Annotated in this window: 20 protein-coding genes; 10 read left to right on the top strand and 10 right to left on the bottom strand. The window is 65.0% G+C overall.

The features are described from left to right. The first annotated feature begins 8 nt into the window (after positions 1–8). Both EXR94_10095 and EXR94_10100 read left to right on the top strand, forming a co-directional pair. Complete coding sequence (locus EXR94_10095; GenBank protein MSR03069.1) at positions 9–494, top strand: hypothetical protein; 486 nt, start codon at positions 9–11, stop codon at positions 492–494. A gap of 26 nt (positions 495–520) precedes the next feature. Then, positions 521–2,023, top strand: coding sequence for a DUF4976 domain-containing protein (locus EXR94_10100; GenBank protein ID MSR03070.1), 1,503 nt, complete (start codon positions 521–523; stop codon positions 2,021–2,023). Here EXR94_10100 and EXR94_10105 read toward each other — a convergent pair. Then, complete coding sequence (locus EXR94_10105) at positions 1,926–2,381, bottom strand: hypothetical protein (GenBank protein MSR03071.1); 456 nt, start codon at positions 2,379–2,381, stop codon at positions 1,926–1,928. The two genes, EXR94_10100 and EXR94_10105, sit on opposite strands and share 98 nt — an antisense overlap. On the opposite strand from EXR94_10105, the gene EXR94_10110 reads away from it, so the two are divergent. From EXR94_10110 to EXR94_10125, 4 genes are read left to right on the top strand one after another with little or no spacing between them, the layout of a single operon-like run. Beyond that, positions 2,350–2,688: a hypothetical protein gene (locus tag EXR94_10110; GenBank protein MSR03072.1), complete on the top strand. Its 339-nt coding sequence runs from the start codon at positions 2,350–2,352 to the stop codon at positions 2,686–2,688. The two genes, EXR94_10105 and EXR94_10110, sit on opposite strands and share 32 nt — an antisense overlap. A 47-nt stretch (positions 2,689–2,735) precedes the next feature. After that, on the top strand, positions 2,736–3,167 hold the full coding sequence (locus EXR94_10115) for a cupin domain-containing protein (protein ID MSR03073.1): 432 nt from the start codon (positions 2,736–2,738) through the stop codon (positions 3,165–3,167). Further along, entirely contained in the window at positions 3,119–3,958 is an 840-nt protein-coding gene (locus EXR94_10120; protein MSR03074.1) for a rhomboid family intramembrane serine protease, read from the top strand. Before EXR94_10115 ends, EXR94_10120 begins: the two co-directional genes overlap by 49 nt. Beyond that, positions 3,955–4,452 (top strand): nuclear transport factor 2 family protein, encoded by a 498-nt coding sequence (locus tag EXR94_10125; GenBank protein ID MSR03075.1) that lies wholly within the window; start codon positions 3,955–3,957, stop codon positions 4,450–4,452. The genes EXR94_10120 and EXR94_10125 overlap by 4 nt, the downstream gene beginning before the upstream one ends. On the opposite strand, the gene EXR94_10130 is transcribed toward EXR94_10125, so the two are convergent. Both EXR94_10130 and EXR94_10135 read right to left on the bottom strand, forming a co-directional pair. Continuing rightward, positions 4,449–6,173 carry a sulfurtransferase gene (locus EXR94_10130; GenBank protein ID MSR03076.1) on the bottom strand — a complete coding sequence of 575 codons (1,725 nt, stop codon included), beginning with the start codon at positions 6,171–6,173 and terminating at the stop codon, positions 4,449–4,451. The genes EXR94_10125 and EXR94_10130 overlap by 4 nt on opposite strands. A gap of 47 nt (positions 6,174–6,220) precedes the next feature. Continuing rightward, entirely contained in the window at positions 6,221–7,204 is a 984-nt protein-coding gene (locus EXR94_10135; protein ID MSR03077.1) for a pyridoxal-phosphate dependent enzyme, read from the bottom strand. Between the two features lie 685 nt (positions 7,205–7,889). On the opposite strand from EXR94_10135, the gene EXR94_10140 reads away from it, so the two are divergent. Genes EXR94_10140 through EXR94_10150 form a run of 3 tightly spaced genes read left to right on the top strand, consistent with a single transcriptional unit; the run spans position 7,890 to position 13,917 of the window. Then, a complete protein-coding gene (locus EXR94_10140; protein ID MSR03078.1) occupies positions 7,890–10,007 on the top strand; it encodes a PQQ-dependent dehydrogenase, methanol/ethanol family in 2,118 nt (705 codons plus the stop codon). Further along, complete coding sequence (locus EXR94_10145; GenBank protein ID MSR03079.1) at positions 10,004–12,322, top strand: penicillin acylase family protein; 2,319 nt, start codon at positions 10,004–10,006, stop codon at positions 12,320–12,322. Before EXR94_10140 ends, EXR94_10145 begins: the two co-directional genes overlap by 4 nt. Further along, the gene (locus EXR94_10150) at positions 12,220–13,917 is read left to right on the top strand and encodes a carboxylesterase family protein (GenBank protein ID MSR03080.1); all 1,698 of its coding nucleotides are present in this window, start codon (positions 12,220–12,222) and stop codon (positions 13,915–13,917) included. Before EXR94_10145 ends, EXR94_10150 begins: the two co-directional genes overlap by 103 nt. Positions 13,918–13,926: 9 nt before the next feature. Here EXR94_10150 and EXR94_10155 read toward each other — a convergent pair whose 3' ends face one another. The 5 genes from EXR94_10155 to EXR94_10175 form a co-directional block, all read right to left on the bottom strand. Then, positions 13,927–14,190 (bottom strand): Uma2 family endonuclease, encoded by a 264-nt coding sequence (locus EXR94_10155; GenBank protein MSR03081.1) that lies wholly within the window; start codon positions 14,188–14,190, stop codon positions 13,927–13,929. A 263-nt stretch (positions 14,191–14,453) separates the two neighbouring features. Next, positions 14,454–16,559, bottom strand: a complete 2,106-nt coding sequence (locus EXR94_10160) for a S9 family peptidase (GenBank protein MSR03082.1) — start codon at positions 16,557–16,559, stop codon at positions 14,454–14,456. A 15-nt stretch (positions 16,560–16,574) separates the two neighbouring features. Continuing rightward, positions 16,575–17,582: an NADP-dependent oxidoreductase gene (locus EXR94_10165; protein ID MSR03083.1), complete on the bottom strand. Its 1,008-nt coding sequence runs from the start codon at positions 17,580–17,582 to the stop codon at positions 16,575–16,577. Positions 17,583–17,600: 18 nt separating this feature from the next. After that, the gene (locus EXR94_10170; protein ID MSR03084.1) at positions 17,601–18,044 is read right to left on the bottom strand and encodes an acyl-CoA thioesterase; all 444 of its coding nucleotides are present in this window, start codon (positions 18,042–18,044) and stop codon (positions 17,601–17,603) included. Then, a complete protein-coding gene (locus EXR94_10175) occupies positions 18,041–19,501 on the bottom strand; it encodes an SLC13/DASS family transporter (protein MSR03085.1) in 1,461 nt (486 codons plus the stop codon). The genes EXR94_10170 and EXR94_10175 overlap by 4 nt, the downstream gene beginning before the upstream one ends. Positions 19,502–19,626: 125 nt before the next feature. Between EXR94_10175 and EXR94_10180 the strand changes: the two genes are divergently transcribed. Next, on the top strand, positions 19,627–20,022 hold the full coding sequence (locus EXR94_10180; protein ID MSR03086.1) for a hypothetical protein: 396 nt from the start codon (positions 19,627–19,629) through the stop codon (positions 20,020–20,022). A 623-nt stretch (positions 20,023–20,645) separates the two neighbouring features. Here EXR94_10180 and EXR94_10185 read toward each other — a convergent pair. Together EXR94_10185 and EXR94_10190 are read right to left on the bottom strand one after the other, a co-directional pair. After that, complete coding sequence (locus EXR94_10185) at positions 20,646–20,909, bottom strand: hypothetical protein (protein ID MSR03087.1); 264 nt, start codon at positions 20,907–20,909, stop codon at positions 20,646–20,648. A gap of 49 nt (positions 20,910–20,958) precedes the next feature. Beyond that, positions 20,959–23,385, bottom strand: a complete 2,427-nt coding sequence (locus EXR94_10190; GenBank protein MSR03088.1) for a leucine--tRNA ligase — start codon at positions 23,383–23,385, stop codon at positions 20,959–20,961. Between the last annotated feature and the right edge of the window lie 211 nt (positions 23,386–23,596).

Genomic DNA, 23,596 nt, shown 5'->3' on the forward strand with positions numbered 1-23,596 from the left:
CACGCGACATGGCCAGGATATTTCGAGCGGCGGCGGCGGTGGTGATGCTGGTGGGAGCCGCTGGGCCGGCGGTGGCGCAGGAGCTCTCGGCTCGGCAACGGGCCGCGGTGGCCGATACGATTCGGATCCAAGCCGACCGGTTGATTGGAACGATTGGGAACATCGACCGATTCATGGATCTGTTTACGACCGAGCCGGATCTGGTGTACGTCGACAACGGGCGGATCTATCCGAACCGGGAGGCGTTGGCCAAGGCCGCGAGCGGTTTTTTCAAACGGGTTCGTTCGACCGGAGGCAGATGGGATCCGGCCCACGTGCTGCCGTTGTCGTCGAGTTCCGGGGCCTTTACCGGGATTTTTCGGCCCCAGATGGTGGATACCGGGGGCGTCGCGCTGTGGACCGAGGGGAAAATCTGGACGTTCGTGTATCAGCGTCGGGGCGGGAAGTGGGTCATCGTCCAGGCCCATGAAATCAATGCGAAACCGGCGCCGTGAAGTTCCTTTGGCCGGGAGTAGCGGCGCTGGCCCTGGCGGGGTGTCGCGGCGGGGAGCCGGCCAAGCCTAACGTCCTGTTCATCGCGGTCGACGATCTTCGGCCGGCACTCGGTGCCTACGGCGATTCCGATATCAAAACCCCGAACATCGACCGGTTGGCCCGCTCGGGTGTGACCTTTCTGGATGCCCACGCCCAACAGGCGGTCTGCAATCCCTCGCGGACCAGTCTGATGACCGGACTCCGCCCGGATTCGAGCCGGGTGTGGGATTTGGAAACCGACTTTCGCAACACCGTGCCCGATGTGGTGACCTTGCCGCAACATTTCATCCGGAACGGCTACTACGCGGCCGTCATCGGCAAGGTCTATCACAACATCATTCCGGATTCGTTGTCGTGGAGCGAACCGGAAATCAAAGTACCCGGGTTTCCGTACGACCCGGATGCGGTCTACCACCACCGGGACAACGTCGCGATTCAGGAAGCCCGCAAGGGCAAGACCATTGCGGCGGGACAACAGGCTCAGTCCATCGACCGCTTTGGTCTCTGGTACCTCAAGGCCAACGCCACCGAGAGTGTCGACTTGCCCGACAGCGTGTACTACGACGGGGCTCAAACCAATTCTGCGATTCGCAAACTGGCCGACCTCGTGAAACGGAACCAGCCGTTCTTCTTCGGGGTCGGGTACTACCGGCCCCATCTGCCGTTCAACGCCCCGAAGAAGTACTGGGATCTCTACGACCGGAACGCGATTCCCCTGGCCCGAAACCGGTTCGTGCCCAAAGACGGGCCGGAAGCGGCCATCGACAACATGCGGGAGTTGCGCGGGTATGCCGATTTCGCCGAGGTCCCGCATCCGTTTCGGGGCGGGGTTACCGAAGCGCAAAGCCGGTTGTTGAAGCACGGGTACTACGCCTCAGTGAGCTACATCGATGCCCAGGTGGGTCGGCTCCTCGATCAACTCGACAGCCTTGGTCTCACCAAGAACACCATCGTCGTTCTCTGGGGCGATCACGGCTACAAACTCGGTGAGCACAACAGCTGGGCCAAGATGACCAACTACCAGATCGACACCCACTCTCCCTTGATCATCCGGGCGCCGGGCACGATCCCGGCCGGACTCAAGATCCGCCAGATGGTCGAGCTTGTGGACGTCTATCCGACCCTCAGTGAATTGGCGGGTCTCGAGGTGCCGTCTCACGTCCAAGGAGTGAGCGCGGTGCCGCTGGTCAAGAACCCCGGCCAGGCCTGGAAACCGGCGGTGTTCAGCCAATTTCTCCGGAAAGGGATCTGGGTGGCACCGGACGGCATTGAGTACATGGGCTACAGTATGCTCACCGATCGGTGGCACTACGTGACCTGGATGAACTGGAGTACCAAGCAATTCACCGCTCACGAGTTGTACGATCGGGAGGCTGATCCCGACGAGAACGTCAACCTGGCTTCGAGGCCGGAGTACGCGACGGTGCGGAAAGATCTCGAAGCCGAGCGGCTGGCCGGCTGGCGGGCCGCCGTCCCGGCGGGTCACTAGCGTCGGGGTAACCCCGGCCGTTAGGGTTCATAGTGGGACGGAGGAACCCAATGCAGATCTGGAACTCGGCCGCGGTTGTCGCGGTGCTTTTGGTTGGCGGAACCGACCGGCTCGCGGCCCAGGCGGAGGGGGCGGAGGTTCCCACTTTGGTCGGCAAATGGCAGCTCGATCCGACCCGCAGCGATCGGCCGAGCCGGATGGACCGGGGTGGTCTTCCCGGCGGTTTTGGGGGCGGCCGCCGCCCGGGCGGGGGGCGCCCGGGCAGCGGGCGTCCGGGCAGCTTTCCAAGCGGAGGCGGGCGGGCCACCGGTGAAGACGGTTCGCCGGTGATTCGCCAGCTCCTCCGGCCGTCGGACACGATGGAAATCGGGCTCTCCGACTCCACGGTGTCCCTGCTCGACGGCGCCGGATTCAAGCGCCTGGTTTGGACCGACGGCCGGGAGATGGTCGATACCCTGTTTGGCGGGGAAGTGCGGCGCACCAAGGTCAAACGAAAGGCCGAGGAATTCGTCCTGGAGCAGACCATCGACGGCGACACCAAAATCCGAGAGAAATACCGGCTCGACGCCAAGCAGGGTGACCTGGTGTACGACCTCAAGGTGGAGTCAAAGCGGATGCCGATTCCAGTCGAGATTCGGCGGATGTATCTCAAGATCAAGAACTAGGTCCGGCCCCCGTTTAGATTGCAGACAGGAACTTTTCGGGAGCTTCGATGGCCATTCCCATGATTCCCGACGCTGAGCGTGGCGCCGGGATCCATGTGTTGCGTTCCAGTGCCATTTGCCGGGCCTGGAACGGCATTCAGTACCAGGCCGGTCTGTCCGGCACCAACGTCGGGTCCAAGCGGCTGTCGATGAACGTGGCCACGGTACCGCCCGGCGCCATTGCGTTTGCCCATATCCACGTCGATTTCGAAGTCATGCTCTACATCCTGTCGGGCCAGGTCCGCCACTGCTATGGCGAAGGCTTGACCGAAGTGGTGGACAACGGGCCCGGCGATTTCATTTTCATCGAACCCGGCATCCCGCACGAGGTGTTCAACCGGAGCGACACCGAGCCGGTGGTGGCCGTGGTGGCCCGCTCCGACGCGGGTGAATGGGAGCACATCGTCGACTACCCCAGCACCCATCGGCCGGCCTCGTGAGTCCCTGGGTTCTTCGCATCATCGTCGCGAATGTCGTCGTGTTTTTTCTCCAGCAGACGATTCCGGCCGTCAACTCGCTGCTCGAGCTCCGGGGCGCCGGCCTCCTGTGGCGGCCGTGGACCCTGGTGTCGTACATGTTTCTCCATGGCGGGTTCAGTCACATCTTCTGGAACATGTTGGGGCTCTATTTCTTCGGTCCGGTGCTCGAGTCGCGGCTCGGCGGGGCTCAGTTCGTCCGGCTTTATCTCCTGAGTGGGTTAGTCGGCGGGCTGGCGTGGCTGATTTTCAGTGCCTTTCCGGCCGGGGGCTTTGGCGCGCTCATCGGCGCGTCCGGCGGGGTCTTCGGCATCCAGCTCGGATTCGCCTACTTCTGGCCCCGGCAGCCGATCTACATCTGGGGGGTTCTCCCGATCGAGGCCCGCTGGTTGGTGGTGATCATGACCGGTATTTCTCTCTGGTCTGGTCTTAACGGCGGCGGCGCTGGCGGTGGAGTCGCTCATTTCGCGCATCTTGGTGGGTTTCTGGGCGGATTCCTCTATCTCAAGTGGCTCGAGAACCGCCAGAAAGCCCCAATGCGAGAGTGGCAAGAACAGTCGCGGCCGGTGGTCCCGCGGCTGGAGGGGGCCGGCAAGGCGATGGAACGGTGGGGCAAGATCCGCCGCGATGATCTCCATGAAGTGAATCGGACCGAACTCGATCGGGTCCTTGACAAGATCAGCCAAACGGGGATTGCGAGCCTCACGGCGGGCGAACGCGAGTTCCTCGACCGGTTCAGCGCCAGGCTCCAATGAGGGTTGGCGTCCGGGTTGGATGTCTGGTCGGCTTGGTGCTGGTCGGGGCCGCCGGGCCGGCCCGGGGTCAGATCCCGGGCGACGAGTTGCCGGTCATGTCCCGGTCTCGCAATGAGTTCCTGGCCAATACCTATGCCGACGTCAAGAAGGTCCTGGCCGATTGGCAGACGTTCCTGGCCAAAGGAGACCCGAAGCAGCTCGGCCGCTTGTTCACGGAAGACGGGCTCTATTCGCCGACCGACGGCTGGTACGTGCAGGGGACGGATGCCCTGGCGGACACTCTCCTGGTGCGGGCCGGCCGGATCAAGAACTACCACGTCACCCTGCTCGATTTCACGGCCAGCGGCGGGTTGGCCTATTACCTCGGCCGGATGCGCTATCGGTTGGAGGGCGGCGCCGGCGCGGATGTCACCGGCACCTTTGTGATGGTGCTGTATCTCGACGGGCGCCGGTGGAAGATCCGGAGCTACGTCGAACGCCCGGTCGGCAGCTAGCGCATCGATCCCGCCGCCGCACCCGTCGCGATCGGGAGGTCCATTCGCCGGCTCCAGTCCACCATCGACCCGTCATACATTTTGGTACGCCTGCCCAGCGCCCGCGCCACGAGATAGAGGGCCGCCGCCCGGGTTCCGACCCGGCAATACGTCACGATCGTCGCGCCATCGGTCACACCCGCCGCCCGGAACATCGCGATCAGCGTCGCGGGGTCCTTGGCCTTTCCCTTCTCAAACAGCGAATTCCAATCGAGATTGACCGCCCCCGGAATGTGCCCCGCCCGCGGCACCCCGTCCTCCGCCACCGCCCCCGTATACTCGTCCGCCCTCCGAGCATCGACCACAACCACCCGCGGGTCGCCCGCGGCCGCCCGAACCCAATCCGCCTCAACCACCAACGAATCCCTCGCCGTCACCGTAAGCCCCCCCACTCTCCCGCCGAGCGCCGAGACCGGATGCCCCTCTGCCCTCCATCTCCCAAGACCGCCGTTCAGTACCACGGTGCGTTCGGCCAGTCCGAGATAGTCCAAGGTGTAGAACAAGCGGCTGACCGCGAGGATCTCGCCGTAGAGCAGAATCTTGGAGCCGTCCGTGACGCCAAGACTCTCCAGCAAGGAATCGAGCGCGGCCGGCGGCGGCAACTCGGTGGCAATCCCGTTCCGCTCCGTTACGAAGCTGCTCATGGCCACAAACCGGGCCCCCTCGATGTGCGACGAATCGTAGGCCGCCCGATTGCGATCGACATGGAGGACGACCAGCCCCTCCTCGCCGTAATGATGGTGGAGCCAGTCGGGGTCGACGAAGTAGGCAAGGCCTTCGCTGGGCGGCTGGGCGGCGGCCCGGGGCGGCGGCCCGACGAGCGGGAGTTCGCTTCGGGGACTCCAGTCCCGCATCGATCCGTCGTAGATCTTCGGCCGGTGCCCCAGCAGCCGGGCAATGAAATAGAGGTGGCTGGCCCGGAGTCCGACGGTGCAATAAGTGACGATCTGTTTGCCATTGGTGCCGCCCGCGGCCGACAGCAGGGCCTCGAGTTGCCGGGGGTTGACCAGGGTCGAGGCCACGCCGTTCAGGGCGCCGGCCCCGTCGGAGTAGGTCTGATCCCACGGCAAATTCTCGGCGCCGGGAATGTGCCCGTACCGGGGCAACCGCTCCGCCTCGGTGGTGCCGGCATATTCCTCCGCCGACCGGCCGTCCACCAGGACCACGTTGGTGTCGTTGAGGTGCTGCTTGATCCACTCGGCGTCGACGACGATTTCGGGACGGGGCTTGGGCTCGATGGTGCCGGCCGTGACCACCGGCGCCTCGGTCGAGACGCTCTGGCCGGCGGCTTTCCACTGGATGAGTCCGCCGTCCAGGATGGCAGATTGGTCGCCGAGGCCGAGATAGTCGAGGGCCAGGAAGGCTCGGGGCGTGGTCCAGGCTTCACCGTACAGGATGATCCGGGAGTTCGAGGAGATCCCGACCGATTCGAACAGGGAATCGAGATAGGCCACGGTCGGGAGCTCAACGCCGGGGCCGGTGGTGGTCCAGAGCTTGGAGGCGGTGATGAATCGGGCGCCGGGAATGTGACCTCGGTCGTAGTCCGCCCGGTCGCGGCCAATCTGGAGCACGACGACGCGGGGGTTCTGCCGATTGGCGGCCAGCCACTGAGCCGTGACGAGGAGATTGGGGTTGGGCGCGTTGGCGGCCAACAGCAGGGGGAGCAGCAGTGAAAAAGGCATCGCAACAGCTCTCGGTTAAGGCTTGCCGGGTCAATCAAGCTACTGAATCAGGCGAACAGGGCGACCTGCCCGCCGGTGTGCCAGAACAGCACCTTGGCGTTTTGGGGAATCCGTCCGTCGCGGCAATAGGCAATCAACCCCGCCAGCGCCTTGGCCGTATAGGTCTGGTCGACGAAAATGGCCTCGGTCCGGGCCGCGACCCGCTGCGCCTCCAGGGACGCGGGGGTTGGTTCGCCGTAGCCGGCGCCGACGAAGCCGTCGTCGACTTCGACCCACACGGCCGCGTCGAGGGTCTCAGCGTCAAGGTCGAGGATCGGAGCCATGCCTTGGACGATGGACCGAACCTGGGCTTCGATCGCCGCCGCCGGGTCGTCGGCGCTGATCCCGATGACCCGGGTGGCCAAATCATGCATGGCCACTCCAGCTACCAGGCCGGCCGAGGTGCCGCCGGAGGAACAGGCATGGACGATGACGTCGGGTACGGCGTCCTGCGCCACGAGTTCCGACACCGCATCGGCGAAGCCTAACGCTCCGATCGGGGTGGAGGCGCCCAATGGGACAATGGCCGGCCGGCGGCCTTCGGTCCGAAACCGGGCGGCGGCGGCTTCCATTCCGGGAACGCGCCCCTCGCGGCCGCCGACGTACTCGAAGGTGGCGCCGAGGAGCCGGTTGAGGAGAGCGTTGCCCGTCGGATGGCTGGGCTCGGTTCCGTTGACGATGATGTGACACGCCAAACCATGGGCGGCGGCGGCCGCCGCGGTGGCCCGGGCATGATTGGACTGGACCCCGCCGCAGGTGACGATGGTGTCGACGCCTTGGCGCTTGAGGTCGGGAATCACGTAGTGGAGCTTGCGGACTTTGTTGCCGCCGAATCCGAAGGAAATGGCGTCGTCCCGCTTGATGAAGATCCGCTGGCTCAGGCCGAGCGACTGACGGAAGCGAACCAGTTCGTCAACCGGGGTGGGGAAGTGCCCGAGGGCAACGGCGGATTGCCGGGCGAGCCCGGCCAGTCCGCTGGCGAGTGGTTTCATGCGGACGAGTCTAGCGTTTAATGGGGAGCGCCCGCAAGCGGGTGAGGCATCGAAAGGCAATGGCCGCGGTGTCGCCGGGCTCCCCGCTGGACAGAGGGAGACTCGGCGATCGCGGCCAACGTGGTGCGGTCAGTCGGGGCGGGGGCCCGGCCAGGGTCGGACTCGCGGTTGTGGGGCCAGGGCCAGTCGTCCGGTCGATTTCGGATCACCACCTGGTGTTGCCCACTCCCGGCCGGAGGAGGGCGGGAAGAACATCACCCGGATGTCGGGTTGCCGTTTCCGCCGCCGGGCCGGGCTCCGGGTCTCCGCCAGTTTTACCCGAAGGGCCGCCAATCGTTCCAAGACCGCCGTATTGATCCCCATCGTCAGATCCTCCACGTGTGCGGGAGGGTTTCGTGGGCGCCGGACCATCCGGGCTGCTCTTCCCGTACGCGATCCAACCTAGGGATCCGTCGATGCTACCACAATTTGAATATTTGTCTCCGATACTATGATTTTTCTTTGCATTGAGAGGCACCCGAGCTTGACCCCTCCGGGGCTCTGCCGTACCCTTCTCGTATCATCCAGTTCAATTTCGTTCCGTCGCTGCTCGAGGCCTCTGGGCTTCATCCCTGGCGCGTCCCGATTCTGGACGGAGCGAGCTCGGCGGTAACCCATTCCTTTGGAAGAGGGAGTAACATCCATCATGAACCGCTGCGTCGTCATTGCGTTGGTTGCCCTGGCCGGCTGCACAGCCTCGGCGTCCCGAGAAACCGACTGGCCGTCCCTGGGTCGGACTTTTCGCGGCGATCGCTTCTCGCCGCTCGGCGCGATCAATGCCGAGAACGCGGGTCAGGTGGGCTTTGCTTGGGAGTATGAGGCCCGCTCGCATCGGGGCCGGGTCGAGCATGGCCAAGAAGCCACGCCGGTGATGGTCGGCGGCGTCTTGTACGCCGCTGGGCCGTGGGGCAGTGTGTTCGCGGTGGACGCGAAGACCGGGAAGGAAAAGTGGCGGTACGATCCGGCGGTCGACGGGAGCTATAACCGCCGGGCGTGCTGTGACGTCGTCAACCGGGGCGTCCAGGTCGCCAACGGCGCGGTGTACGTCGGAACCCTGGACGGGTATCTGGTCAAACTCGATGCCGCGACCGGCAAGGAGGTGTGGCGGGCCGATACCTTCATCGATCGCGATACCCGGTTCTACACCATCACCGGCCCGCCGCAGGTGGCTAAGAACGTCGTGGTCATCGGGAATAGCGGCGCGGAGTTCGGGGTTCGCGGCTACGTGACGGCGTACGATCTGGAGACCGGCGCCGAGAAGTGGCGGTTCTTCACGGTGCCCGGCGATCCGGCCAAGGGGCCGCCCGAGAACCCGGCGATGGAGCAGGCCCTGAAGACCTGGGGTCCGAAGACCGACTGGAATTCCGGCCTCGGCGGGACGGTGTGGGGCGAGATGAACTACGATCCCGACCTCAATCTGCTGTATGTCGGTACCGGTAACAGCACGCCGTACTCTGGCTGGCACCGCGATCCCTCGGGTGGCGACAATCTCTACTTGGTTTCGATTCTGGCGATCAATCTGGACGACGGCCAGCTCAAGTGGCACTATCAGCAGGTGCCGTGGGAACTCTGGGACTACACCGCGACGGCCAACATGATCCTGGCCGACCTGACGATCGAAGGCCGCCTCCGCAAAGTGATCATGCAGGCGCCGAAGAACGGCTACTACTACATCCTCGACCGGGAAACCGGCCAGTTCATTTCGGCCAAGCCGTTCGTGTTCACCAACTGGGCCACTGAGATCGACTCCGCGGGCCGGCCCAAGATCAATCCGGCCGCCAATTACCAGGACAAACCGGCAGTGATCTTCCCGACCCAGGCCGGGGCGCACAACTGGCAGCCGATGGCATTCAACACTCAGACTGGCTTGGCCTACATCCCGGCCCGGGAACAGGGGATGGTCATGGCCAACCAGCCCGAGTACCGGTGGATGAAGGGCGACGTCAATGTCGGGTCCGTGGGCATGCTTGGCTTCATTCTGGATCTGCTGGGCCCCGCTGAGCGGGCCCTGTTCGATCAAACCATCGCGGCCCATCCCGGCCTTCCTTCGCCGAAGACGAAGGAAGTGCTGATCGGGTATGACCCGGTGGCCCAGAAGGAACGGTGGCGGGTGCCGATCGGCACCGGCGACTGGGCCGGGGGCGGGGTGCTCACCACCGCGGGCAATCTGGTGGTGCAGGGAACCTCAGCGGGGCGCCTCCGGATTTATCGGGCCGACACCGGAGTTCAGTTGGCCGACATCGATGTTGGTACCGGCATCATGGCGGCGCCAATCAGCTACGAGATCGATGGCGAGCAGTACCTCGCGGTGCTGGCCGGCTTCGGGGGCGCCATCGCGCCGGTCTACCCGAAGGAAATCGCCGCGTATCGGTATCAGAACTATGGCCGGCTCTTGGCATTCAAGCTGGGCGGGGCCCCGACCCCCTTGCCGCCGGCCCGGGTAACGCAGACCACGCCGGAGCCCCCGACCCTGGCTGGGATGACCGATGCGATGGCCGACCGGGGTGGCCCGATCTTTGGGGCCAAGTGCAGTGTCTGTCACGGCGGCCGGGGTGAAGCCCAGCTCTCCGCCTATCCGGATCTCAATCGTCTCACAATCCAGACTCACGCGGTGTTCGATTCGATCGTGCTGCACGGCCGCCTCAAGGACTCGGGAATGGCGAGCTTTGCCGATGTCCTGACCCCGGCCGATGCCTCGGCGATCCACGCCTATCTCTTGCGTGAGCAACGGAAACTGTGGCGCGAGGAGCAGGGGAAACCATGACGCTCCGCCTCAGGTTCCTTGCGCTCGTCGCCCTCGGGGGGGCCGTTCCGGTATCGGCACAAGGCCTCCTCGACTCCGCTCGGACCCGGTTGGCCAAGATTGACGGGCAAATGGACGTGGCCGGGCTCGATTCCACGGTCGAAGTCCGCCGCGACCGGTGGGGCGTGCCCCACATCTACGCCAAGACGGTGCATGACCTGTTCTTCGCCCAGGGCTTCGTAGCTGCCCAGGACCGCCTCTTCCAAATGGAGATGTGGCGCCGGCAAGGCGAGGGCCGGCTGGCCGAGGTGTTAGGCAAGGGTTCCGTCGAGCGAGACAAGTTTGCCCGGCTCTTCAAGTACCGCGGCGACATGGCGCGGGAGTGGAACAGTTATGCGCCGGATGCCCGGGAGATCGTCGCGGCGTTCGTCGACGGAGTGAACGGGTATATTCGCGAGGTCCGGGATCATCCCCCGATTGAATTCGCGTTGCTCAATTTCAAACCGGAGCCCTGGGCCTACGACGTGCCGCTCCAGCGAATGGCGGCGTTGTCGATGACCAGCAACGCCCTGACGGAGGTGGACCGGGCCAACCTGATCAACGTCTACGGCCTGGCCAAGGTCGAAACATTGTTTCCGGTGGACCCGGTCCGCCGATTCGATCCGGCTCCGGGGCTCGACCTCAAGGGCGTTGGCGTCGCCTCGCTGGGCGCCGCCGCTCAGATGTATGCCGGTCTCGGCTATCCCCGGTTCGATGGCTCCAACAACTGGGTCATCAGTGGCAAACGGACCGCCACCGGCAAGCCGTTACTCGCCAACGATCCGCACCGGGCGGTGACGTTACCGTCGCTTCGCTACCTCACCCACTTGGTCGGACCCGGGTGGAATGTGATCGGCGCCGGCGAGCCAGCCCTGCCGGGGGTGGCCGGAGGCCACAACGAGCGGATTGCCTTCGGATTCACGATCGTCGGGATGGACCAGCAGGATGTGTACATCGAGAAACTCGGGCCCTGTCCGCGGGCGGCCGCCAAGCGGTGTTACTGGAACCGAGGGGCGTGGAAGCCGGTGACCGTTCTTCGGGACACGATTCCGGTCAAAGGCGAACCGGCCCGGCCGGTCGACCTCGAATTCACCGAGCACGGGCCGATCGTGAACGTGGACTCGACCGGCACCAAGGGGTTCGTGATCCGGTTCGTGGGGACCGAGCCGGGAACGGCCGGGTATCTGGCCCAGATCTCGATCAATCGGGCCCGCGATTGGCCGACGTTCAAGGCGGCGGCCTATCGGTGGCGCCTCCCGACCGAGAACATGATCTACGCCGATGTCGACGGCAACATCGGGTGGATCGCGGCGGGGCTCAACCCGAACCGGACCTGGAGTGGCCTGTTGCCAGTGCCGGGCGATGGCCGATTCGAGTGGCGGGGTTTTCTGCCGTTTTCGAAATTGCCGCAGTCGTTCAACCCAGCCAATGGCATCATTGCCACGTCCAACAACAACATCATGCCGAAGGGCTATCCCCACCAACTCAACTATGAGTGGGCCACTTCCTACCGGGCCGATCGGGTCACCAGCCAGTTAGGCTCCCGCTCCGACTGGACCAGAGCCGGTTTCGAGCAGCTCCAGCACGACGAGCATTCGTTGGCCGCCGAGGCGTTGGTCCCCGAGCTTCTTGGTGCCGCGAAGCGACGGGGCGTGTCTGGACCGGCGGTTTCGCTGCTCGGCCAGTGGGACTTCGTGATGCGGAAGGACGCCGCCCAGCCGTTGGTCTACATTGCTTGGCTCCGGGCCCTGGGCCCGATGGTCTATCAGCCGTTGTTGGGAGACAAGGTTGGCCGGCAGCGCGGCCGGGAATGGGACCTGCCGCTGTTGATCCGTCTCATCAAGCACCCGGTTCGGGCGGCGGCTCGCGACTCGGTGGTGCTGGCGGCGCTCGACGAGGCGATGGCCAATCTCACTAAGGAGTTCGGCACCGATCCGGCGTCCTGGCGCTACGGATCGGTCCATGTCGCCAACTTCAGGCACCCCCTGTCGAATGCCTTTGATCTGGCGGCGGCCACCCGGGGCGGCGATGACAACACCGTCAACATGACGGGTGGCCCAGGATGGCTTCAATCGAGCGGGGCAACCTATCGCGGGATCTTCGACGCCGCCGACTGGGACAACTCGGTGGCCACCAGCGTGCCGGGCCAATCGGGCCAGCCCGGCAGCCCGTTCTACGACAACCTGCTGCCGTTATGGACCAACTATCAGTACTTCCCGCTCGCCTATACTCGCGGCGCGGTGGAACGAGAAACCAAGCACGTGCTCATGCTGAACCCCACCCGGAGCGCTCGATGAAAGCCATGACCCTGACGGCCGCGGCCGTCGTACTCGTTGCGACGATCGCCGCGGGCCAAACCGCTCCACAGGCCAAGGCCGATGGCGAGACCGTGCAGGGAGAGTGGTCCGGGGATGTGGCCGTGTTCAAAGGGGTGCCGTTTGCCGTGCCGCCGGTGGGAGCGCTGCGGTGGAAGCCGCCGGTTTCCCGTCCGGCGGGATCGGGCGCGCGGCAGGCCACCCAATTCGGGGCCTCCTGCATGCAGACCGATCGATTGGGGGTCTGGAGCAAGGGGATCGCGGCGGTGTTCGGAACTGCCGACAAGATCTTCGATGAGCCGCTCAATCCGAGCGAGGATTGCCTGTATCTCAACGTCTGGACCCAGGCGCCGGGGTCGGGCGCCAAGCCCGTCATGGTCTGGATCCACGGCGGATCCAACCTCAACGGCAGCGGCTCCTCGAACTGGTACGACGGCGCGGCCCTGGCCCGCCGAGGCGTGGTGGTCGTGTCGGTCAACTACCGCTTGGGCGTGTTCGGGTTCTTGGCCCACCCCGCGCTGGCAGCGGAATCGCCTCAGGGTGCGGCCGGCAACTATGGCCTGATGGACCAGCTCGAGGCGCTTCGGTGGGTCAAGCGGAACATCCGCTCGTTCGGTGGCGATCCGTCGCGGGTTACGGTGTTCGGGGAATCGGCCGGCTCGATCGACATCATGCACTTGATGGCGTCCCCCCAGGCGAAGGGGTTGTTCCACCGGGCCATTGCCCAAAGCGGGGCTCCGATGGCCCCGATGCTCGACCTGAAGACGAGCGGCGGATTCGGGGTGGCCCTCGCCAAACTGGTCGGGGCCGACACCGCTCAGGATCAACTGGCCGCGTTACGGGCCAAACCGGCGGCCGATCTCCTCACCGCCCAGGACCGGATGTTTGCCGGCGGCATGTTGGTGGGTCCGAACGTCGACGGATCGGTGTTGCCTGACATGACCGCCCGGATCTTCGAGCGAGGCGAGCAACTCAAGGTGCCGCTCCTGGCCGGCACCAACGCGCTCGAGATGACGACGCTCCGGATCTACTTGCCCCGGTTCGAGCGCACCGCGGAAGGCTATCGCAAATGGGTGACCCAGACGGCCGGCGCGGGCGCGGAAAAAGTGCTCGAACTCTTTCCGGCGTCGACCGCGGCGGAGATTGAGAGCGCGAGTCTCGAACTCTCGACCCACATGCTGTTCACTTGCCCGACCCGGATCGCGGCCCGGGCGATGACCAAGGCCGGCCAGAAGACCTTTATGTACCAGTTTACCCGGGTGGCGCCCGGTGGCGACAAACTCGGGGCCTTCCATGCGGCCGAGATCAGCTACGTTTTCGGGAATCGGTTGGCGTGGTTCCCGCGCGACCAAACCGACGAGGCTTTAAGCGCGGTGATGGGTGACTATTGGATCCGGTTCGCGACGACCGGCAATCCGAACGGCGGCACCGGCCCGACGTGGCCGGCCCATGGCGGTGGCCGGGAGGAATATCTCGAACTCGGAAACCAGGTCACCCCACGGGCCGACCTGAAGCGGGACGTCTGTGATGCCCTGGAGCCGGCCATGCGGTCGGGGTGGGCAAAGCCGACTTCCTAAGAAGTCCATCTACCGGTCAGTCGGGACGCCGCGAAAAAGTGCGTGGACATCGATGCGGAGTTCCCGGCCTCCGGGCGACCGCCAAACCAGGTTGGCGTCGTGCGGCGTGTCCTTAGCGGCGCTGGGCCGGGACACGCAAATCTGCTTGGCGTTGATATCGACCAGCCAGCCTTCCCGGACCCCCATCTCGAGGTAGGCGTCACGCTTGTACTCCCGATCGTAGATTCGCGACCCAGCTCCCGAGACCTCGATGGCGAGCCATTGCTCCGGCACGTCGTCCCATTTCGCGCTGGAGCCTGGGCGACCGGCTCACGAAGAGGACCCCGTCGAGTAGTTCGTACCGATTGCCGTCGTCGGGGAATTCGTCCAGTTCGTCGACGGTATAGCGACGGACGGGTAATGGATATGGCCATAATTTGGGGACTCGGCGTGACAGATGGCAACTCGGCATCCCCCACGATGCCGACCTTCGAGGCTTTCCCGGTAACCCGAATTGTGCGACCCGGGGCGAAAAAGCGTGGGCCTGTCACCCCCGGCTACGGCTGCAACTTCCGCCGGAAAAAATCGACGGTGGCGGAACCGACGGTCAGAAAATTCGCGTGCCGCATGAAATGATGGGTGTCATCCACGATGACTAGCGTCTCCATCGGCACCCCCTTGGCATCGAGCCGCCGCACTAAATCGGTACTCTGGCTGAACCGGACGTTCCGGTCGTCGTCGGCGTGGATGATCAGCACCGGCGAGGTCCACGTCTTGACTGACGAAACCGGTGAGGAGGCCCACGCCACCGCGCTGGCTCGATCGGCGTCCGGCGCTCGCTCGTAGCGGTCGGGGTACAAGAGGTTCCGGGTCCGCTCGACGGTCTGATCGTGCACCCCGTGAATGTCGACCCCGGCCGCGAAGAGCCGCGAGTCGCGGCCCAAGGCCAGGGCAACCAGATACCCGCCGTAGGAGCCGCCGTAGATCCCGATCCGTTTGGGGTCGACATTCGGCTGCCGCGCCAACCACTCGGCGGCCGCTTTGACGTCGATGTACTCCGAGGCCCCGGCCGCCCCGGCCCGGGCGGGCCGATGGAACTCGAAGCCATAGCCGATGCCGAGCCGGTAGTTGACCGACAGGACGACATAGCCCTGGCTGGCGAGGTACTGATTGGTGGCGTAGGCGTTCGAGTAGTAGTCGGAATAGTGCCAGCCGAGCAGCATTTGGCGGGGCGGGCCGCCATGGACGTAAATGATGGCCGGACGTTTCCCGGTACCCGTCGAAGGCTCGAACAGCTGATTGTGAACTGTCACCCCGTCCGGGCTCTTGAAGACGACTTGTTTTGGCGTGACCAACCGCCCGGCCGGATACTCAGTGGGAATCCGGTCCTCCGCCAGCAGCCGGTGGGCGCCGCCGCCTAACGGCATGACGGAGGCCAGCGGAGGCCGGTCGGTCGTGGCGGAAATGAAAGCCAGGGTGCCGTCCCCGGTGACGGCCGGACTCCACTCCAATCCAGCCCCCGGCGTCATGACTTCGGCCGCCGCCCGGTCGACCGGTACCTTCACCACATGGCGGCGGTCGATGTCGAGCGGATCGATTCCGGCGTTGGCCGTGAAGACCATCCACCGGCCATCCGGCGACATCTTGATGTGCTCGGCCATGAACCGGCCCGGCGTCAGCAGCAGCGCCTCACCACCGGACTCGGCCATCGAATAGAGGTGGGGCCAGCCATCCTGGTACGACAGGAACACGATCCGGCCGGCGCCCCAGTGCAGGTTGGTGCCGCCGTCGGTGCCGGGCACCGAGCCCCGGAGGGTCTTCGGGGCGCTCCACAGCGGGACCGCCACTCCAGTCGCGACCTCGGCAGCGTAGATCGACCACGGTGCGGGGCGCCGGGCCAGCAGGGAATCGACCGCCCCGCCGGCTCCGGGGGTCCGGATGAAGGCTACCCGCCGCCCGTCGGGTGACCACCGCGGTGAGCGATCGCGGGTGTAGGACGGAGCGAGCCAGGCAATCGGGGTGTCTGAGCCGCCATAGACGCCAATGAACGAATGGTCGCCGCGGTTCGAGACGAAGGCGAGTTTCGACCCATCAGGCGACCACACAGGCGAGTCGTTGCTGCCCCGGGCGTTGAACAAGGGCTTGGCGGCTGCCGATCCGTCGACCGGTACCGAAAAGAGCTGGCCGCCCCGAACGAAAGCCACGACATCACTCCGCGGCGACATCACCGGTTCATCGCCGTCGGCGAGGAGCTTGGGTTCACCGCCGGCAAAGGGAACCGCCCAGATCTGGACCTTCGGCGGCACCGGCGCAAACGTCGGATTGACCGGGAGGCCGTCGTCCCAGTTGGACCCGTGGTCGCCGCCCCGGACATAGATCACCCACTGCCCGTTGGCCGACACGGCCATGCTGGTGAGTTCCTGGCCGTCGTCGGTTTGGTAGTTGGTCAGGCGCCGAGCCGCGTACGTCGGCCCCTCGGCAGCGTAGAGGTTCCGGAGGCCCCGCTCATTCAGCGCCCAGGCGATCCGCCCGCCGGTGGCGGCGGCCGCGAGTTCGTTCGGGAACGGATAGGACCGGATTTGCTCGAGCGTGAATCCGGATTGGGCCGCCACCGGCTGGATGGCGAGCCCGATGACGGCGACGACGGAGAGGAACGGGCGCATGAGGAACCTCGGGGTTTAGCTGACGCGAACGACCATCTTGCCAAGATTGGTACCGCTGAAGAGGCCGAGGAACGCCTCCGGCATCTTCTCGAATCTGTCCACGATCGTCTCGGTCCACTTCATCTTGCCGGCGGCAATCCAGCCGGTCATGTCCTTAATGAAATCCGGCTGCCGCTGGCCGTGGTCCATGACGATGAACCCCCGCACCGTAAGCCGTTTCTTCAGGATATCAGGGACGTTCCGGATGCCGGGGCCGGCCTCGGTGGCGTTGTACTGTGAGATCAACCCGCAGACCGCCACCCGGCCGAACGGCTTGGAACACGCGAGCGCCACTTCGAGGTGCTCGCCGCCGACGTTCTCGAACGTCACGTCAATGCCATCCGGCGCCGCCGCGAGGACGGCTTTTCGGAGATTCGGCGTGGTCCGGTAGTTGATTGTGACATCGACGCCGGCATTGGCCTTGAGCCAGGCCCCCTTCTCGTCGGAGCCAACCGAACCGATGACCGTGCAGCCGCGGGCCTTCGCGATCTGGCAGACCACCATGCCGACCGCACCGGCCGCGCCGGACACCAGCACCGTGTCGCCGTCCTTGAGTCCCCCGATATCGAGCAACCCGACATAGGCCGTGAGACCCGGCATGCCGAGGGTGCCGAGATACGCCTGGGGCGGGGCCACCGACACGTCGATTTTGACCAACCCCTTGCCGTCGCTCACGAAGCCCTCGCGCCAGCCTTCCATGCTCAACACGAGGGCCCCGACGGAAAAATCCGGGTGCGTCGATTCTTCGACCCGGCCGACGGCCCCGCCGCCCATCGCGACGTTCAGCTCAAACGGGGGGACGTAGCTCTTGGCATCGGTCATCCGCCCCCGCATGTAGGGATCGACGGACAGGAATTGGTTCTTGACCCGGAGCTGGCCCGGCCCGACCGGAGGGAGCTCCGTGGCAACCAGGGTAAAATCGGCGGCGGTGGGCATCCCGACCGGGCGCTGGTTGAGTTGGAACTCGCGGCTGATGACGGGCATGGGCTGTCTCCAGGTGGATCAGGGCCCTTGGATCGCGGCAATGCGGTCGACGACCGCGGCCGGAACCGGCGCCCTTTGGTTGGTGTCGTAGTTGAACGCGACGACGATGCCGGTACCCTCGGCGGCCACGGCGTCATGCCGGGTGCTGACGATTCGGAACTCCGTCGTGAGCCGGTCGGCGCCGACCGCCGAGATCCGGGTGCCGACGAGCACGCGATCGGGGTAGGTCACAGGAATCCGGAACCGGCAACTCACCGAGTGCACGATCGGACCGACCCCCGGTGCCGCGAGCCCGGGCCGAAACCCGACCGTCTGAAAATAGGCAATCCGGCCGCTCTCGGCGTAGCGAAGGTACACGGTGTTGTTGACGTGTTGATAGGCGTCCATGTCGCCCCACGCCACTTCGATGGCGAGGACGACGGGATACCCGGCCAGGAGCGGATGGGTTGGCGGTTCGGTCATGGCGCCAGGACGACCGGCGCGAGCACCGCAATGACCGTAACCACCACGATGACCGCGACGATGTCGAGCAGGAAGCCGGCCTTGGCCATGTCTCGCACCGATATTTGTCCGGATCCAAACACGATGGCATTCGGCGGGGTGGCCACTGGCAGCATGAAGCCGGTGGAGGCCGCGAATCCGGCCACCAGCATGAGGACTTGCGGCGGTTGGCCAAGCGAGGTGGCGAGCGCCACGGTAATCGGCATCATCATGGCGGCCACGGCCAGGTTCGAGGCCAGTTCGCTCAGAATCAACACCGTTACCGCCAAGCCGAGATAGATCACGAAGGGCGGGAACCCGGCCAGACCCGACAACCCGCCGGCCATCCAGGTCGTGAGGCCCTGTTTTTCAATGGCATCGGCGAGGGAGAGACCGCCCCCGAAAAACAGCAGCACATCCCACGGAATCGTCCGGGCTTCGGTCCAGGTCAAGAGCGGCCGGCGTTGTCCGTCCCGCGTGGTTCCGCTCACCAGGAACAGCAGCACGGCGCCGGTTACTCCGATGGCGGTGTCGGACAGCTTGGGAAAGAGATCGGCCAGCCCGGGAATGGTGAAGGTGCCGAATTCCTTCCGTTCCCGGAGGAACCAGGCGAGGGCGGTCGCGCTGAAGATCGCCAACACCCGGGCCTCGCCGCCTTGAATCCTGCCGAGAGACGCCAACCGGTCCTTCAGCATGTCGGCGGCGCTCGGTCCGAGGTCGGCCTTGCTTCGAAAGCAGACGTGGACTAACAGAAACCAGCAGATCGGCAACAAGATCAGGGTGATCGGCATCCCCAGGGCCATGAACTGGGCAAACGACACCGAGGTGCCGGTCAGCTCTTTCATGCCGCCGACCACGATCAGGTTGGGCGGGCTTCCGATCATCGTCGCGTTGCCGCCTAACGTCGCGGCATAGGCCACGCCGAGCATCAGGGCGGTCCGGGTCCGGTCGCCGTCCTTGCCTTGGGCAAACAGCGCCCCCACCGCCATGGCGATCGGGTACATCATCGCGGCGGTGGCGGTGTTGGAAATCCACATCGAGATGAAGCCGGTGGCCAGCATGATGCCGAGGACGGCCCGCTTGCCGGTCAGGCCGACTGCCAGCACCAGCTTGTAAGCGATCCGGACGTGACTCTGCCAATGCTCCAGGGCCGTTGCCAGGAAGAATCCGGCCATGAAGAGGAATACCAAGTCATTGCCGTACGGCGCGGCCGCTTCCCGGCTCGAGGCCACGCCGAGTGCGGGAAACAGGACGATCGGCAGCAGCGAAGTGGCCACGATCGGGACCGCCTCGGTGATCAGCCAGGTGATCATCCAGGCGGTAACGCCGAGGGTTTTGCGGGCATCCGGGGAGAGCTCGCTCGGGCCGAACGCCAGAACCAAGGCGAAAAGAACCGGACCGGCCGCCCGGCCGACGAGCTTGGAATCGAATCGAGTCATGGGGTTGAGCTGCAAATATCCCCCCGAATGGGGCTTAAGTCCAATGGCCTATTGTGGAAACGGCTCCGAAGTAGGCGAACTCAGGGTGGTCAGGCTGGCACTCATTCTGCGCCTCTAGGCTGGTCATGTACCTTTGGTCCCGCTCCTCACTCCTCTTCATCGCCGGCCTCGGCGCGGGGCTTGGCCTCGGCCTGGGCGTTGCCCGGTGGCGGGAGGTTCAGGCGGCCAAGTGGACCGTCACCACCGCGCAGGTGTTCGAAGACGTGATGAGCGCGATCCGGACGACCTTCGTCGACTCCTTGACCGAGGAAGAGCTCTACGTCAAAGCCGCCAAGGGCGTCGTTAGCACCCTCGGCGATCCCTATTCGGCGTTTCTCGGTCCGGCCGAGTTTCGAAGCTATAGGAATCTTCTCAGGGGTCGGGGCGAGACCATCGGCCTGAGCCTCGAAGCGGGGGTAACGGGGTTGCGGGTGTTGGCCGATCCGGTCGTCGTGGCTGGAGCGCTCGCCTTCAAACTATAGGCCCCCCGTCTGGGCGTGTCCTATGGCCGCCCGGTGCCCGCCACCCAATCCTCACCTGACGGTCGATTGTTACCTGGGAGTGCCGAACCCCGCATGGAGCGACGGGACCTCGAGAGCGAGCTGGAACGGCTTCACTCTCACGGATACGCCTGGGCCATGCGCTGTTGCCGGGGCGACCAGACCGAGGGGAGGACGTCCTTCACCTTGCCTACGTCAAGATGTTGGAAGGCAAAGCTCAGTTCGAGGGGCGTTCCACGTTCCGGACCTGGTTGTTCGGGGTGATGCGTTACCCGGCTCAAGGACAGCGCCGATGGCAATGGAATCAGGCGCTTCGACTGGGGCGATGGTGGCGGGAGCAGCCGTCAGAGGTCGCGGGCCCGGTTGAAAGTCTGGCCGCCGAGGGATCCCGGACCCGGTTGCGGGAGGCGATGGGCCGGCTCTCGACCAAACCAGGTGAGGGGGACGTCGGCCAATCCGGTCATCAAGGGTGATGGCGGCCGGGAGTTGACCGCCGAGGAGCTAACCGCGCTGGGTGAGGTCGTCAAGTTCGCCGAGGGGGTGTTCGAACTGATCGGCGGGCTTCTGGCGCCCACCGGGGCCCTGCTCCTGATCGGGTTGGGTCTCTAGTGTTGTTGGGCGGCCGGACCCGGTTCGCCGAACCGGGTCCGGAGTCTGGTTTCGAATCCGCGAGCCGGCCCGCCCCGGAATTCGAAATACTCTTCGGGTAAGAGTCGCTCGCCTAACGACGGTGGGCGACTCGACTTGAGCTGCGACAGCAGAATGGTGGCGCCTACCTCGGAGGCGGACAGCCACTGGCCGGCCGCGAGTTCGGGATAGAGGTGGGCGTACTCGGGTCGAAGCCGAGCCTCGCGGATAAGGGTCATCATAAGCTTTGGTAGTCTAGCCTGCCGTCAGGAATCCGGAAGGGGTTGACGGCTAGACCACCAGATTGATGAGCCGGTCCGGGACGAAAATCACCTTCCGGATGGCCCTGCCATCTATTGCACGCACCACGGTGGGGTCCTGGGTGGCCTGGGTCTGCACCGCCGCCTCCTTGGCGCCCCGGGCCACCCGCACCGTGCCCCTGGTCTTACCGTTGACCTGGACCGCCACCTCGACAACGCTGTCTTGGGTCAGGGCCTCGTCCCAGGTTGGCCAGGGGGCCTGGAACACGGTGTCCCGGCCGCCCAGGCGCTCCCAGCACTCCTCGGCAAAATGGGGCGCAAACGGTGCCACCATGATGACCATGTCCTTGACGATCATCCGGGAGCTGCAGTTCGAATCTCGGAGAGCGTTGAGTAACTCCATCAGGGCTGCTATGGCCGTATTGTAGCCCAGGCTTTCGAGATCGCGGGTCACCTTCTTCTTGGTGGCGTTCCACTTGACCACGATGTCCCGGTGCAACTCTTCGCCGGTGAGCGTTCGGCGTTCACATTGATCGACCAAGTCCCAGAGCCGATCCAAGAACCGCCGCGGTCCGACCAAGCCGGCGTCGCGGAAGTCGCCACCCTCTTCAAACGGGCCGATGAACATCAGGAACAGCCGGAAGGCGTCGGCGCCCCATTTGGCGATGTATTCGTCCGGGTTGACGACGTTCCCCTTCGACTTCGACATCTTGGATCCGTCTTTGACGATCAGGCCGTGGGCCCGGAACCGCCGGAACGGCTCGTCGAAGTGGACCTGTCCCTGTTCCTGCAGCGCCATCGCTACGAATCGCGAGTACAAGAGATGCAAGACGGCGTGTTCGTTGCCGCCGATGTACATCGAGACCGGGAGCCAGGCCTTCACCCGGTCCGGGTGGAGTGCCCGATCCTCCAATTCGGTCGACAGGTAGCGATAGAAGTACCAGGCCGAGTCGAGGAACGTGTCGGACACGTCGGTTTCGCGGCGTCCCGGTTTCCCACAGGTTGGGCAGGGTACGTGGTACCACTCCTGGTGCCGGGCCAGCGGAGAGATGCCTGAGTCGTCGGGCCGGAAATCGTCGATGTAGGGGAGCAGTACCGGGAGATCCTTTTCGGGGACCGGCACCGGCCCGCAGGCATCGCAGTAGATGATCGGAATCGGTGGCCCCCAGTACCGCTGCCGCGAAATACACCAATCATAGAGCCGGTACTTGACGACGCCTTGGCCGGCGCCGCTCTGCTCGAGCCACGCCACGATCGAGGCGGTGCCTTCGGCCACGGTCTGGCCGGTGTAGCTGCCGGAGTTGACCAGACGACATCCGTCGGTCTCGGCCAGTGGCTCGATCAACGGAGTGGTGTCCGAGTCGTCGGGGCCCGCGATGACCCGCACGATCGGCAATCCGAACTTGCCGGCGAAGGCAAAGTCGCGCTCGTCGTGGCCGGGCACCGCCATGATCGCGCCGGTGCCGTACTCCATCAGGACATAGTCGGCGATCCAGACCGGAATCGGTTGGCCGGTGGCCGGGTTGATGGCGTGGCCACCGGTGAACACGCCGGTTTTGTCCTTGTCGCCGATCTTCCGGGACACCAAGTCGCGGGCGGCCGCGGCCTTCTGGTACGCGGTCACGGCGGCCCGGTGCCCGGCCGTGGTCAGCCGGTCGACCAGGGGATGTTCCGGTGCCAACACCATAAAAGTGGCTCCGAACAGAGTGTCGGGCCGGGTGGTAAATACCCGGATCGTCTCGGCACCGGCCGCAAACCCGATGTCGGCCCCGGTATTCCGTCCCACCCAGTTCCGTTGCGCGGTGGTGGTCGAGTTGGACCAATCCATCTTCGAGAGGTCATCGAGATTCTGGAGCAGGCGCTCGGCGTAGTCGGTAATCTTGAAGAACCACTGCTCCAGGGCCCGCTGCTCCACGACTGACCCGCAGCGTTCGCAGGCCCCGGCAACGACCTGCTCGTTCGCCAATACGGTCTTGCAACTTGGGCACCAATTGACCGCGGCTTTTTTCTTGTAGGCCTTGCCGGCATGGTAGAGCTGGAGAAACAGCCACTGGGTCCACTTGTAGTACGCCGGGTCGGTGGTCGCGAGGACGTGCTTCCAGTTGAACATCCCGCCGAGCGCGGTCAGCTGCCGGGTAAAATTCTTGATGTTGTTCGGGATCAGCACGCTCGGGTGGATGCCCACTTTGAGCGCGAAATTTTCGCTGTGGATCCCGAAGGCATCGAACCCGATTGGCTCGAACACCGTGTGTCCGCGGAGCCGCATGAACCGGCCGTAGACGTCGCTACCAGTGAAGGCGTAGAAATTCCCGACATGGAGCCCCTCGGCGGAGGGGTAGGGGAACATCATCAAATTATAGAACGGCTTCGGGGCCTGATCGAGGTCGGGCTCGTTGGTATGCCGTTCGGCCCAGCGCTGCTGCCACTTGGGTTCGAGGGTCTCGGGGGAGTAAGTCATGGGGGGAATATAGGACACGGATTACCTTTCGTTCCATGCCCGCCATCCATCCGCTGACCCGCCGCCTCGAATTGGCCGGGCTGGCGATTGTGGTCGCCCTGACCGCCCTCGTATGGGTCATTCTCGAATTGGGCCCCGGGTGGCCCAAGCCGGCCGTGATCGGCGGCTTGAATGGGCCTCACGGCCCTGATCTCGGTGAGCCTGGTCGAGC

Source organism: Gemmatimonadota bacterium (assembly GCA_009692115.1).
Taxonomy (GTDB): domain Bacteria; phylum Gemmatimonadota; class Gemmatimonadetes; order Gemmatimonadales; family GWC2-71-9; genus SHZU01.